Below are 13,158 nucleotides of genomic sequence, written 5' to 3' on the forward strand. Positions count from 1 at the left end.
AAGCCTGCATTTGTGTTGGCTTGGGTATATAATAGAGTTATTAAACAAGCCAATCCCTAAAGTGAGTAATCATGAAGTTTGTAGATGAAGTAGAAATTCGCGCAGAAGCTGGAGACGGTGGCAGCGGCATCGTGTCTTTCCGTCGTGAAAAATATGTTCCAGATGGTGGACCAGACGGCGGTGACGGTGGAGACGGTGGTAGTGTTTATCTACAAGCTGATGAAAACTTAAATACCCTAATTGATTATCAGTTTGAGCGTTTCCATAGGGCTGAACGTGGGACTAACGGTCGTAGCCGTAACTGTACAGGCCGAAAAGCCGACGACTTATTTGTTATGGTGCCTGTAGGCACACGCATCATGGATGTTGATACCCAAGAGGGACTTGGCGACTTAACTCAACATGGTCAACGAATTTTGGTTGCAAAAGGTGGTTTCCACGGCTTGGGGAATGCACGTTTTAAATCAAGTACTAACCGTGCACCTCGTCAAAAAACATTGGGCACACCTGGTGAAGTACGTAACTTAAAATTAGAGTTACTATTATTAGCTGATGTAGGCTTACTCGGATTACCAAATGCAGGTAAATCTACGTTTATCCGCAGTGTATCTGCAGCGAGACCAAAAGTAGCTGATTACCCATTCACGACGCTTATTCCTAATTTAGGTGTGGTACGTCCTGAAGCAAATAAATCGTTTGTTATAGCCGATATTCCAGGTCTAATTGAAGGTGCATCTGATGGTGCAGGCCTTGGTATTCGCTTCTTGAAGCATTTAGAGCGTTGTCGTGTGTTATTACACATTATTGATGTAATGCCGGTAGATGGTTCAAACCCTGTTGATAATGCATTCTCGATTATTAACGAGCTACACCAATACAGCCCTAAATTAGCTGAAAAGCCACGCTGGTTAGTGTTTAATAAAATAGATTTATTACCAGAAGACGAAGCAAAAGCGCTATGCGAAGCGATTGCAGAAGAACTGGGCGAAAGTGAAAATATTTATCACATCTCAGCAATTAATAAACTTAATACTCAACCTTTAATCCACAACATAATGACGCTTCTCGATAGCATGCCTAAAGAGAAGTTTGTACAAGTTGAAGATGAAGAAGTTGAATTCAAGTGGGATACCTATCATGAAAAAGCCACTAAAGGTAAGGGCAATGATGATGATTGGGACGACTGGGATGAAGATGATTACGACGTAGAAGTAGTCTACGAGCGTTAATTAAATAGAATTTATTAAAAAGGAGCTTATGCTCCTTTTTCTTTGTTTAAGAATAAAGTACTAGGTGTTTATTATGATAATTTCAATGATTGCAGCAATGGCAAATAACCGTGTAATTGGCCTAGATAATAAAATGCCATGGCATTTACCAGCGGATCTTCAGCATTTTAAAAAAGTAACTACGGGTAAACCTGTGATCATGGGTCGTAAAACTTTTGAGTCAATAGGCCGTCCTTTACCTGGGCGTCGTAATATTATTATTACTCGAAACAGCGAATATTCTGCAGAGGGTATTGAAACTGTAACCACCCCAGAGGATGCATTAAATCTAGTTTGTGATGTAGAAGAAGTGATGATTATTGGTGGTGGCAATATTTATGAGCAATTTTTACCGAAAGCAGATCGCTTGTATTTAACTTTTATTAATTTAGATGTTAATGGCGATACGCAGTTTCCTGATTACAACAAAATCGCAAATTGGAATATAAAAGAAGAGCAAGAAAACCTTCCAGATGATAAGAACAAATCTAGTTATAAATTCGTAACTTTATATAAAGAACATTAACATTATTGCGTAATTTTTGATAGATTGATATAATATTCGATAGTCTATGTAAGAATAAAGTATTATAAAGGGTTTGTCATGTTTAAATTACCAAAGCTAGTTGCACTTACTGCTGTTGTCGCTGTAAGTTCGTTGTCGTATACAGCACCAGCAAATGCTGAAGATCAATTAGCGGTATCTATTTGTGAGTACATTGCTGCTGATGATAAAAACCGATTACGTAGTAAGCTTAAAAGCTCTCGCGTAAAAATTCGTAATATCTACGATGCAGTACAATGTAATGGTAATAACTTACTACGTCATGCCGTTGCGAGTAATGCAGTAGATACAGGTGAGTATATAGTTAAAAACTTATCAAAAAGTGCTTTAACAGATGGTGCCGACATTGCTTGGGCTGAAGGCAACTTTGCCAGCTCACCACTTATTGCAGTAATTAAAGATCGCGCTGGTCTTTAATCATAAATAGATTTTACAGCTCTACTTCGAATAAGTATTGTTGAAAAATTGATTGGTCTAGGTTTGTTATTAATAACAAACCTAGACTTATTTCTCTTAGCTAATCTAATCTCACTTCCTAACAAAATTATTAATAAGTTCACTATTTACCTATCTATTTTATATTCCCAAAGTGTAGAGTCTTCACTTTAAAAGCAGCTTCAAATTTACTTCTTCAAAAGAGGTAACTTTATTCAGCTGGTATCTATTTTGTATCTGCTAGTTTATTTACAAACTTAATCACTAAGGATAGATATGAAAGCTGTAATTCCAGTGGCTGGCTTAGGGACAAGAATGCTCCCTATGACAAAAGCTATTCCAAAAGAAATGCTCCCTATAGTCGATAAACCACTTATCCAATATATTGTCAGCGAATGTGTGTCTGCTGGTATTAAAGATATTGTATTAGTTACACACAGCTCTAAAAATGCAATCGAAAACCATTTTGATACAAGTTACGAGCTAGAAGCTACTCTTGAAAAGCGTGTTAAACGTGCTTTATTAGATGAGATTCGCTCTATTTGTCCGCCTGATGTAACTATTATGAGTGTTCGCCAAGGTGAAGCTAAAGGGCTAGGGCATGCTATTTTGTGTGCTAAGCCAATAGTAGGTGACGACAACTTTGTAGTGCTCCTGCCAGATGTGATACTTGATGCTTATACTGCCGATCAAGAAACTGAAAACTTAGCGGCCATGATTAAACGCTTTAAAGAAACTCAAGCAAGTCAAATAATGCTTGAGCCAGTAGCTAAAGAAGACGTTAGTAAATATGGTATTGCTGATATAAACGGTGTTGAGTTAATGCCAGGTAAAAGTGCTGCAATTAAAGCGATGGTTGAGAAACCTGATGCAGACTTAGCACCTTCAAACCTTGCTGTTGTAGGGCGATATGTACTGAGTAAGAATATTTGGCCTCTACTCGCAAAAACGACTGTAGGTGCTGGCGGTGAAATACAACTTACAGACTCTATTGACGCATTAATGGCGCAAGAAACCGTTGAAGCATTTCATATGAGTGGTCGCTCTCACGATTGCGGAGATAAGTTGGGTTATTTAAAAGCAATTGTAGAGTACAGCATGCGGGATAAAAAGTTAGGTAATGACTTTTCTCGCTTTATAAACGATTTGAATTTACCTTAACTACAGAGCAATAAATTTTATGAAAACTATAGAAGCTAAAATAGTTTTCATAAAATGTAGTGAACTCAGTCTATAAACCCTTGCTAGACTACCTTGAGTTACTAAGTTAGTTACACTTTACCTACACTGTAATAGGTTACGTAGTATGATTGTTACTTATTCTGTATTGATCTTTTAAAGGAACCACCATGATTGAGCAAGGCCAAGAATTACCATCGGTTACGTTAACGCAATTAACTGACGACGGTATGCAATCTCTTACAAATAAAGAGTTATTTGAAGGCAAAAAAGTCGTGTTATTTGCAGTACCAGGTGCATTTACACCAACGTGTTCAAATGCCCATTTGCCTGAGTTTATTACTCTTGCTGATAAAATTAAAGCAAAAGGTGTTGATGCTATTTACTGTGTATCTGTTAATGATGCATTTGTTATGAAAGCATGGGGCGACTCGCAAAACGCGCAAGAAATAGCAATGCTTGCTGATGGCGATGGTAGTTTCACTAAATCGTTAGGGCTTGATAAGGATACCGCTAGTTTTGGTGGTGTACGCTCAACGCGTTACGCTATGATTATTGAAAATGCAGTCGTAACTGGTTTATTTGTAGAGCAAGACAAAGAGTTTGTTGTAAGCCGTGCAGAATCAGTACTAGAGAAGTTATAACAGTAATAAAGTGTAGGTTTTAGCTTTAATTAATCAGCTACTTACTATTTAAAAACCGATGTTGGAAACAACATCGGTTTTTTATTTACGGTTTAAACTTTAAATTACGGTTGGTACTGCCCGCTAAGTGTTAAACCAGAGAAAGTGCTATAAGCGTTCACGCTTAAGTGCCAAGTACCTGCTTGTGGATTGGTAAATGTACATGTTTCTGCGTTGCCATTTTTATAAGGGCGACAATCGTACGTAGTGGTTGTTGGTTGGCTGCCATATTTTACAAATAAGTCTGCATCGCCACTTCCACCTGACGTTGTTACTGTAAACGTACTCATTCCTGCAGGTACATCTAACGTGTAATGTTTCCACTGACCAGTATTGGCTGTCACATCGCTTATAGTGCCGCCGCCAGCTTGTGGAGTACCTGAACCGCCACCAGATGATGAACCACCAGTAATATTACCCACTAAGCTCACAGCTGAATACGCAGAGTAGCCGTTAAGCATTACGTGGTAAGTTCCTGCTGTAGGGTTATCAATAGAACACTCTTCGCTATTACCGCCTTTATAAGGGCGACAGTCATAGGTAGTTGTTGTAGGTTTGCTGCCCGCACGTACGTATAAATCAGCATCACCAGTACCACCACTCATAGTGAATGTTACGTTAGTAGCACCGCTTGGCACTGTCATCGTGTAAAATGCTTGTACGTTCGCAGCCCCACTTAAACCTGTTTTAGCTTCACCATTAATAAGCTCGCTATCGCCACCTGTAGGCGGGGTAGTGCCGCCACTTGCTGCTGCAACAGCTGCGGCTGCATCAACAATACCCGTACCACAGCTAGTACATGTCGCAGGGAACGAACGGGTTGTCGACTTTAAAATACTTTCTATTTCATCAGGCGTTGCATCTGGTTTTGCTTGCTTAATAAGTGCCGCAACACCTGCTACGTGAGGCGCAGCCATTGATGTACCTTGCGAATAACCGTAACTGTCGCTTGAAGGTGTAGACGAACCTGAATTGTAAGTTGATAAAACACCTTCTGAGTCGTTTGCAAAGCTTTGCGCGCCGCCCGGTGCTGCAACATCAATATTGCTACCGTAGTTTGAGTAATAAGCTCGGCCGCCATTACGGCCTACTGATGCTACGTTTACTACACCATTACAGTTACCTGGGTTGTAGTTTGCCGAGTTATCGTTATCGTTACCTGCAGCAATAACTACCACAGTGCCGTTACTACGCGCGGTATTAATTGCATTTTGAGTTGTAGAGCTACATGAACCGCTGCCACCTAAACTCATATTAATTACATCTGCAGGGTTTGAGTTTGCCGGAATGCCTGAAACACTCCCACCAGATGCCCAAATAATACCGTCTGCAATATCAGAGGTTAAACCACCACACTTACCAAGCACACGAACAGGCACTACTTTTGCATTATAAGCTACGCCTGCCACGCCTTCGCCGTTATTGGTTACCGCAGCAACAGTGCCGGCTACATGTGTACCATGCCAGCTAGAATTTTGTGCACCGTTAGTACCACACTCGTTTGCTGCAACAGCATCACCCGGATCACGTGCATCGCTATCGCGACCACCGCCATCGTTTGCTACCGATAGGTTAGAGATCATATCGTAACCCGGTAAAATGTTAGCATTTAAATCGGCATGTGGGCGGTAACCCGTATCTAGTACAGCTACAACTACACCGCTACCCGTTGCGGTATCCCAAGCGGTCGGTAAATTTAAACCACCGGCTTGCTCGTAGTAATGCCATTGGTCATCAAAGCGAGGGTCGTTAGGAGTTGAAAACGGCTTTAACATTTGATCCACTTCAATGTATTCAACATTGCCAGAATCAACCATTTCTTGCATAAACTCTTGCGCTTCTGCTGTACTTAATTTTTTATCAGCACGCATTACGTGGTGGTTATTAAGTGCCATTGCACGAATATATTTTGCTTTTACTTTGCCTTTTTTAGAAGCGAAGTTTTTAACAAAGCTCTGTGCGCGCTTTTTCATGCTAGATGGGCTTGCGTCAGCAGTTGAGAGGCTCGCCATTTCGTTATTATTTTTATATTTAATAATAAACTGAGTTTCAAAGCCGCCTTGGCTTTGTAGCTTAGCTGATGTTTCAGCCATTGAACTTGAAACCGATTGAGCCATGCCAGATGTTGCTGCAAAAAGCGTACTAACTGTAATTGCAATTGCGCATCTTTTAAAAGTTTTACTTGTTGTCATAATTATCCCTAGATTTTTATTTATTATTTCGTGATTTAAGATCACGATGCGGGAACAAAAGTAAACGATCTGTTAATTTGGTTAAAATATCAATTTAGTATGTACCTCTTTCATTTAGTTATAACTCAGGTTTTTAGCGGTTTACTCGTTGTTTAGTATTTGTCATATAAATTGAAAATAAGTATAAAGGGTTGTTTTTTTTGTGCGGGTAATTATTCCTCTCTTATTACTGATGCGTTTTTGTTGTGTTATTACTAATAATTGAAATGCTGCGCTGTTAGCTATTAAATTTTGCTATAATCGAGCAAATTTTTTAATGAGATAAATAAATGACCCAAGTAGATGTAATTGTAATAGGTGCGGGAGCAGCAGGATTAATGTGTGCAGCGCAAGCTGGATACCGTGGCCGAAGCGTTACAGTACTTGATATGGGAAAAAAACCAGGTCGTAAAATTTTAATAAGTGGTGGTGGGCGTTGTAATTTTACAAATGAAAATGCAACCCCGGATAACTACTTATGCACAAACTCTCATTTTGTTAAATCATGCTTAAGTCGTTATACACAGCATGACTTTATTGAGCTGGTGGACAGGCATGGCTTGGCGTATCACCATAAAACACTAGGTCAGCTTTTTTGCGATAACAATGCACAAGACATTGTTGATATTTTACTGACCGAATGTGAGTGGGCCGGGGTAAATATAAAGCTACGCAACGAAGTGATCAGCGTATCAAAAACCGAAATCGGCTATAGCGTTACCACAGAGCAAGAAACATTAAGCTGTGAGTCGTTAGTCATTGCATCAGGTGGCTTAACCATGCCAAAACTAGGTGCAACACCAATAGGTTATAAAATTGCAGAGCAGTTTGGATTAAGTGTATTACCAACTATGGCTGCACTTGTACCGTTTACTTTGCATCAGCACGATAAAGAGCGTTTTGAAGGGCTCTCGGGAATTAGTATTCCTTGTGAAGTTTCAAGCGAAGACGGCACTGTATTTAAAGAAAATATCCTCTTTACCCACCGAGGGTTATCGGGCCCTGCAATATTGCAAATAAGCTCATTTTGGCGAGCAGGGCAGGCTGTTACTATAAACCTATTACCTGAAATTAATTTAAGGCAGCAACTTGCCGATTGGCGAGAAGCGCAAGCCCAAAAGTCGCTAAAAAACAGCCTTTCGACTATTTTACCTAAACGCTTTATAGAAATACTGCACGAAAGCAAAGCGATACCAGATTGTAATATTAATCAGCTTACACATGCCCAAATAGATGAGTTAGTAAATTACATTCATGCGTGGCAAATTAAACCCAATGGCACAGAAGGTTATAGAACAGCAGAAGTAACATTGGGCGGTGTAGATACCGACGAGTTGAGCTCAAAAACCTTTGAAGCTAAAAAAGCTAAAGGCCTATACTTTATAGGCGAAGTAACTGACGTAACGGGCTGGCTTGGGGGCTACAATTTCCAGTATGCTTGGAGCTGTGGATTTGCTTGTGGGCAGTACGCTTAGGTTGTGTAGAGACAATAAAGTTTGTAACCTTGGGGTGATCGCTTCACCCCTTAACCTTGGTAAAAAATATTATTTAAAATATGATTAAAAGTTAACCACTTGAATTTAATGTATTTTATTCCTTAAAAATAAAGTCATAATTTAAGTCATAAAAGCAATAAAATAGCGATTGAAAAACAAGCAAATAAGTCATATTTTTATTCTTTTTTTGACCTCATTTCTTTAATGAATTGTTCATGTTTAGCTAATTCTTCAGGTATTCGATCATAACAGGTTATATCCTGACTTTTTTTCTTGTTTTTAACTTTGCAAAATGACAACCATCTATCAAAAATATAAGATTTACGCCAGAGGGTGATTTTACTTTTAGCTTCCCTTCCAATAATTGTGGGAGCTATGGCTTTTACTGTATTACTATAAATGCTATTCGCTGGAAACTTATCGCTCATTTTTTTAACATAGTTTGAGTCATCTGTAGACCTAAAAACAATAAATGAGCCTCGACTCCTAAATTGAAGTTCATTTAGCAGATGTATATCTGGTAAGTTTTCAATTATGGTACAGGAACTATTTTTAGCTCCCATTTTATAGATCTTACTATCATATAAACATAAGGTAATAGTGCTTGATATTGGTAAGAAAACTTGCAATCCACATTTAGACAAACCACTGATATCTATTGAGTGTAAGTTACGAAGATACCAGTTGTAATGAACCACAGGATGATCTGATATCACAAACTCAGTGGCTGTTTCATTAATTAGTATGTGCCACTCTAAATCTAAGAGAAGAGGCACTTTGAGCGCAGCTTCCAGTGTTTGCAGTTGAAGAAAATATTTTGGGTTATCAAAAGAAACTTTTATACCGTCTAGAGCTTCTTTATCAAAACCATTTAATTGACCTAATTGATTTATTAATTCATTAAAATAATTGTCAATATTATCTAGCGAGGAAGAATATGCATTTGGTGTACGGCTTAATTGAACTAAAATAAACCGAAGAAGGTCTACTCGCCCTTCAAAATCCAATTGTCCATCAACTTCCCTTGTAATTATTTTTAAAGCCTGAGCGCCTGGCCCTTCAATATAATCACGCAAAAAATTTTCGATCGTGTTGTCTTTATCATAGAAGTTATTCTCGAATAGTTCAGCTCCAACATTAGATGGCCGTAACTTATTCCTAGTTGAATCGAATATATTAATAGCACCATCGTTATAGCTAAAGTTTTTAAGTAAACACCTGGGTACGAAGTGCTGCTTCCTTGTTATCTTTTTCATTTATATTTTCCCTACAATGTAGCGGCAATTATTAATAACCTCTAGCTATTTAATGCTAACGATCTTAGATTTTGATTCTCGTAATAATCTAATTCTATCTTCTATATCTAGAAAATTCATCATCGCAGTTAACAGCATTGTTTGCTCTGCATATGCTTCATCTAGCCTTTGATTAGCAACATCTAACTCATGTCGGTATTTATCTTTTAGCCTTTTTTCTTTTGATTTATCTTCTTTAATTCTCTCCAAGTCAGTGCTAACAGAGCGTTTACGAGCCTTACCAGTTTTTTTAGCCTGAGTTTGTTTCTCTGATGAGATTGCATCCAAAACCTCAAGATACAAGTGGTACAGTGATTTTGGCCACCCATTAAGAAAAAAACCGCCAAACTGGCGGTTAAAAGGTCTACACAATACTGTAAAAGTTATAACTACATAGTTACTTTAATAGTTCGAGCACATCAAAACAGGCACCCATTGTATGGTAATCAGTTTTACCTATTGGGCTTTTCATCGTGTCTATTTTTTTATTGTCAGCGGTTAAAATTCTAAACCAAGCGCCGTATTTATGATCGACTAAATGCTGCCACGAATACTGCCAAATTTTGTCATACCATTGCTGATATTTTTCATCCCCTGTTGCTTGATAAAGATACGCGGCACAACACAGAGTTTCGGCTTGAACCCAAAAGTATTTATCGTCATCGCAAATAGTTTTATCAGGAGCAAAGCCGTAGCAAATACCGCCGTACTTTTTATCCCACGCTACATCTATTGATTTATCGAATAATGCTTGAGCGCGCTCAATAAGCCATTTTTGTGGTTTATGCTTATTTAAAAACATAAGTAGTTTTGACCACTCTGTTTGATGGCCAGGCTGAAAGCCCCACGGACGAAATAAATTTTTAGGATCGTCTTTGTTGTACTCTAAATCGACCTGCCAATTTATATCGTAATGCTCCCAGATTAATCCGCCCATTAAATTAGCTTGGCGATTAACCATATTGTCGGCAAGTGTGAGCGCACGGTTTAAAAATATTTCATCATTTGTGGCTTCATAGGCGGCAATAAGGGCTTCACAGGTATGCATGTTGGCATTTTGGCCGCGGTATGAATCGCACTTTGTGAAGTCGCTGTTGTGCTGATCTTTATATAACCCTGCTTTTGCATCCCAAAAATGTGTTTCCATTGTTTGAAATGTATCATTTAGGTATTCGCGCGCTTCAGTAACACCTGCGCGGTATGCCCAGCTGTACGCTAAAATAACAAACGCAAAGCCATAACAGTGGTTTGTATTATCGAGCACGGTAGCTTGACCGTTTTCAACTTTTAATAACCAGTTGTAGCCGCCTGTTTGCTCAACAAGGTGATGCTTACGAATAAACTCAATCCCTGATTTAACACGGTTTAGGTACTTTTCGCCATTAAAGGTTTGATACGCGCGTGCATAGTTAAATACAAAACGAGTAGAGCTTACTAAGTGGCGAGTGTGTTTATCAAATACCTCACCATTATCAGAAAAGTTTTGGTAAAAACCGCCGTGTTCGTCGTCAATATTTGGCTCATAAAACGCTAGCGTATCGGCAATATGTTGTGTTAAAAATTCGCGGCTTTTAAAGTTATCAGGTGTACTTTTCATAGTGCGCTCCTAAAATCGTTAAGCGATTTTTCGTTAGGTAAGGAGGTAAACGCTCCTTTATAAGATGCGGCATGAGCACCACATAATGAAGCAAATTCAAAAATAGTATTTAGTGTTTCGGGCGTGTTGCAAAGCTCGCTAAAAGAGTTGGGTGTCAGGTTTTGTAAGCCTAGTTGATACAGCAGTCCACCTACAAACGCATCTCCTGCAGCGGTGGCATCAACCATAGTAACCTTCTTAGGGTGAAGCGTTTGTTTGGCATTTTTTGTATACCAATGCATAGGGTTGCCTGCATCGGTAACTACAAATAACTCACAGCCGTTACTCAGTGTTTGGGCAATAAACTCATCGCTCGATTGCTCACCCGCTAAGTATTCAAGCTCTTCTTTTGAGGCTTTAATAATTGAGCAGTCTTTTAATAACGGTAAAATATGCTCGCGAGGGTTGGCATTGCTTGGCCATAAATTAAGGCGCAAGTTAATATCAAAGCTCACAATTGAGTTATTTTGTTTTGCAAATTTAACACCGTAAGCAGTGGTGTTTCTGATGTTTTTGTCGGTTAATGTGTTTGAGCAAATATGAAAAATATCGCATTGCTCAAACCATTCGCGACTAAAGTCATTATTACTAAAGTGCAGATCGGCGGTGTTATCACGGTAAAACTCAAATGTGCGATCGCCGTCGTTATCAAGTGATACAAACGCGAGAGCTGTTTTTGCTTGGTTGGTAAAACGCATAAAGTCGGTTTTTACACCTTGCTCTTTTAATGCGTTATGTAAAAAGTCGCCAAAGCTATCAGTGCTTAGCATTCCTGCAAAGTAGGCATTACCGCCTAGCTTTGCAATGGCAACGCTTACGTTTGCAGGCGCACCGCCTGCAAACTTTGTAAACGCTTCGTGTTCGTTGCTGTTTTGGCTCAATTTATTTGAAAGTAAATCAACCAGTACTTCACCAAAGCATATTGTGTGTTTCATGATGTTGCCTTAGTTGTTAGTCAAGTAGCCAATGCAGTGCTATTGCCGCTGTCCACGAGAAATCTTTACCACCGCAGCCTGCGCCTGTTTCTGGGTTAAAGTATTCGTAGTAGCCTGACTTAACAACGAGGTTGCGAGTGTCATCTTGAATTTTTTCAGCCGTTGTTACAAAACCTGCTTCTTTAAGGCCTGTGGCTATCATCCAGTTTATGTGTAGCCAAATAGGACCACGCCAGTAGCGTTGTGGCTCGTATTTTTCTTCTTTAGGGTGAGTAGATGCCACACTAAATTGACTCGACTCAATAAAATCTTCAGTGGCTGTATTAATTATTTTAGTTTGCTCATCGCTTGTTAAACCTGCATATACAGTTAATAGCGCAGCTGATGTTTTAACTTTAGCTAAGCTGTTAGTTAGTACATCTCTGCAATAAAAGTACTGGCTTTGTTCACACCATAAAGTGTTTATGGCTTGCTCTGTTATTTGTAAACGCTGTGCTAAGTAATCAGTACGAGCATCGTTTAAGCCAAGTTGTTCACCCATTTTGAGTAAATCTTTGGTTGCACGGTGTAAAATAGCAATAATACCTAGGTCATTCATTTTGTAAGGGCTGGTTTCGTAAATTACTTTACTGTCAAAGTTGCTACGTTTAAAAAAGTCTACAAGGTATAAAAAGCGATCGTATTCACTTTTATGTGGACGCTGAGAAGAATCTACATGACTTGTATCACGGCGCGTATATTCCCAATCCACACACGGCACAGCATGAAGAGCGTCATCCCATGATGGGCTGTTATCCATGCCCGACTCCCACGGGTGGTAGGTCACTACTAAACCTGTTTTTTCAGGATCTCGGTCGTTGTACCACCATAAATGATAATCAACTACTTGTGAAAATAATACTTTAATCTTTTGTTCTGCAAGTGTTTTATCTTTCGCGCTGGCAAGCATTTCCTTCATTACAGTAGCAACTACTGGCGGCTGTGAAATAGAGGTACTTTTAATTTTTTTATCTGATCCCCATACGTCAGGACCAGGAAAATAAGTATCAGAATCTTTATGAAACAAGATGTGCGGCACCATGCCATCATCCCATTGGCCTGAAAATAACACATCAATTTCTTGCCATGCGCGGCTTTCGTCTGATTTCATCCAGCCTAGCGCTGTAATGGCTGAATCCCAGTTCCACTGAAACGGGTATAGGCCATGTGTTGGTACTGTATAGCCACCTAAGTCGTTTGCTATAAGTGTTTTAGTAGCAAGGTCTGCAAGCGATGAAGCCGTTGCTGAGTCAATTTTACCGCTGTTTATAGTAGTCATATTGGGTGCTCTTTGTGTGTTATTTCCGATTTGGATAATATTAAAGCACTCATTATGGGTTGTAAATGTTTTTTTTCTATGCTTAAATCCTGTTCGAAGTAACAAAAAACTAACATG

The 13,158-nt window shown here is 39.1% G+C and carries 12 protein-coding genes; 6 read left to right on the forward strand and 6 right to left on the reverse strand.

Translation table 11 applies throughout. The features are described from left to right. Positions 1-71: 71 nt before the first annotated feature. The 5 genes from cgtA (at position 72) to WNY98_RS06965 (ending at position 4,091) form a co-directional block, all read left to right on the forward strand. Positions 72-1,229: an Obg family GTPase CgtA gene (cgtA, locus tag WNY98_RS06945; RefSeq protein ID WP_342877485.1), complete on the forward strand. Its 1,158-nt coding sequence runs from the start codon at positions 72-74 to the stop codon at positions 1,227-1,229. Between the two features lie 73 nt (positions 1,230-1,302). Continuing rightward, positions 1,303-1,794 (forward strand): type 3 dihydrofolate reductase, encoded by a 492-nt coding sequence (gene folA, locus WNY98_RS06950; RefSeq protein WP_024608315.1) that lies wholly within the window; start codon positions 1,303-1,305, stop codon positions 1,792-1,794. 78 nt (positions 1,795-1,872) lie between these two features. Beyond that, entirely contained in the window at positions 1,873-2,250 is a 378-nt protein-coding gene (locus tag WNY98_RS06955; RefSeq protein WP_024608314.1) for a DUF3718 domain-containing protein, read from the forward strand. Between the two features lie 294 nt (positions 2,251-2,544). Continuing rightward, positions 2,545-3,429, forward strand: a complete 885-nt coding sequence (gene galU / locus WNY98_RS06960; RefSeq protein ID WP_076925046.1) for a UTP--glucose-1-phosphate uridylyltransferase GalU — start codon at positions 2,545-2,547, stop codon at positions 3,427-3,429. A gap of 188 nt (positions 3,430-3,617) precedes the next feature. Continuing rightward, a complete protein-coding gene (locus WNY98_RS06965) occupies positions 3,618-4,091 on the forward strand; it encodes a peroxiredoxin (RefSeq protein WP_076925047.1) in 474 nt (157 codons plus the stop codon). 104 nt (positions 4,092-4,195) lie between these two features. Here the strand turns inward: WNY98_RS06965 and WNY98_RS06970 are convergent, their stop codons facing one another. Further along, complete coding sequence (locus WNY98_RS06970; RefSeq protein WP_342877486.1) at positions 4,196-6,322, reverse strand: S8 family peptidase; 2,127 nt, start codon at positions 6,320-6,322, stop codon at positions 4,196-4,198. Positions 6,323-6,651: 329 nt separating this feature from the next. Between WNY98_RS06970 and WNY98_RS06975 the strand changes: the two genes are divergently transcribed. Continuing rightward, the gene (locus tag WNY98_RS06975) at positions 6,652-7,836 is read left to right on the forward strand and encodes an NAD(P)/FAD-dependent oxidoreductase (protein WP_342875308.1); all 1,185 of its coding nucleotides are present in this window, start codon (positions 6,652-6,654) and stop codon (positions 7,834-7,836) included. Between the two features lie 197 nt (positions 7,837-8,033). Here WNY98_RS06975 and WNY98_RS06980 read toward each other — a convergent pair whose 3' ends face one another. From WNY98_RS06980 to WNY98_RS07000, 5 genes are all read right to left on the reverse strand, one after another. Next, entirely contained in the window at positions 8,034-9,113 is a 1,080-nt protein-coding gene (locus WNY98_RS06980) for a DUF4238 domain-containing protein (protein WP_024608050.1), read from the reverse strand. Between the two features lie 45 nt (positions 9,114-9,158). Further along, positions 9,159-9,440: a hypothetical protein gene (locus WNY98_RS06985; protein WP_342877487.1), complete on the reverse strand. Its 282-nt coding sequence runs from the start codon at positions 9,438-9,440 to the stop codon at positions 9,159-9,161. Between the two features lie 109 nt (positions 9,441-9,549). Further along, entirely contained in the window at positions 9,550-10,749 is a 1,200-nt protein-coding gene (locus WNY98_RS06990) for an AGE family epimerase/isomerase (protein ID WP_342877488.1), read from the reverse strand. Continuing rightward, entirely contained in the window at positions 10,746-11,723 is a 978-nt protein-coding gene (locus WNY98_RS06995) for a carbohydrate kinase (protein WP_342877489.1), read from the reverse strand. Before WNY98_RS06995 ends, WNY98_RS06990 begins: the two co-directional genes overlap by 4 nt. 16 nt (positions 11,724-11,739) lie before the next feature. Further along, complete coding sequence (locus tag WNY98_RS07000) at positions 11,740-13,041, reverse strand: trehalase family glycosidase (RefSeq protein ID WP_342877490.1); 1,302 nt, start codon at positions 13,039-13,041, stop codon at positions 11,740-11,742. Positions 13,042-13,158: the final 117 nt, after the last annotated feature.

The sequence above is a fragment of the Pseudoalteromonas sp. AS71 genome (assembly GCF_038900275.1).
GTDB lineage: Bacteria > Pseudomonadota > Gammaproteobacteria > Enterobacterales > Alteromonadaceae > Pseudoalteromonas.

What these genes read in the sequence shown, in the direction of transcription:
- cgtA (WP_342877485.1), top strand. Translation starts at nt 72, where the DNA reads ATGAAGTTTGTAGATGAAGTAGAAATTCGCGCAGAAGCTGGAGACGGT.
- folA (WP_024608315.1), top strand. Translation starts at nt 1,303, where the DNA reads ATGATAATTTCAATGATTGCAGCAATGGCAAATAACCGTGTAATTGGC.
- WNY98_RS06955 (WP_024608314.1), top strand. Translation starts at nt 1,873, where the DNA reads ATGTTTAAATTACCAAAGCTAGTTGCACTTACTGCTGTTGTCGCTGTA.
- galU (WP_076925046.1), top strand. Translation starts at nt 2,545, where the DNA reads ATGAAAGCTGTAATTCCAGTGGCTGGCTTAGGGACAAGAATGCTCCCT.
- WNY98_RS06965 (WP_076925047.1), top strand. Translation starts at nt 3,618, where the DNA reads ATGATTGAGCAAGGCCAAGAATTACCATCGGTTACGTTAACGCAATTA.
- WNY98_RS06970 (WP_342877486.1), bottom strand. Translation starts at nt 6,322, where the DNA reads ATGACAACAAGTAAAACTTTTAAAAGATGCGCAATTGCAATTACAGTT.
- WNY98_RS06975 (WP_342875308.1), top strand. Translation starts at nt 6,652, where the DNA reads ATGACCCAAGTAGATGTAATTGTAATAGGTGCGGGAGCAGCAGGATTA.
- WNY98_RS06980 (WP_024608050.1), bottom strand. Translation starts at nt 9,113, where the DNA reads ATGAAAAAGATAACAAGGAAGCAGCACTTCGTACCCAGGTGTTTACTT.
- WNY98_RS06990 (WP_342877488.1), bottom strand. Translation starts at nt 10,749, where the DNA reads ATGAAAAGTACACCTGATAACTTTAAAAGCCGCGAATTTTTAACACAA.
- WNY98_RS06995 (WP_342877489.1), bottom strand. Translation starts at nt 11,723, where the DNA reads ATGAAACACACAATATGCTTTGGTGAAGTACTGGTTGATTTACTTTCA.
- WNY98_RS07000 (WP_342877490.1), bottom strand. Translation starts at nt 13,041, where the DNA reads ATGACTACTATAAACAGCGGTAAAATTGACTCAGCAACGGCTTCATCG.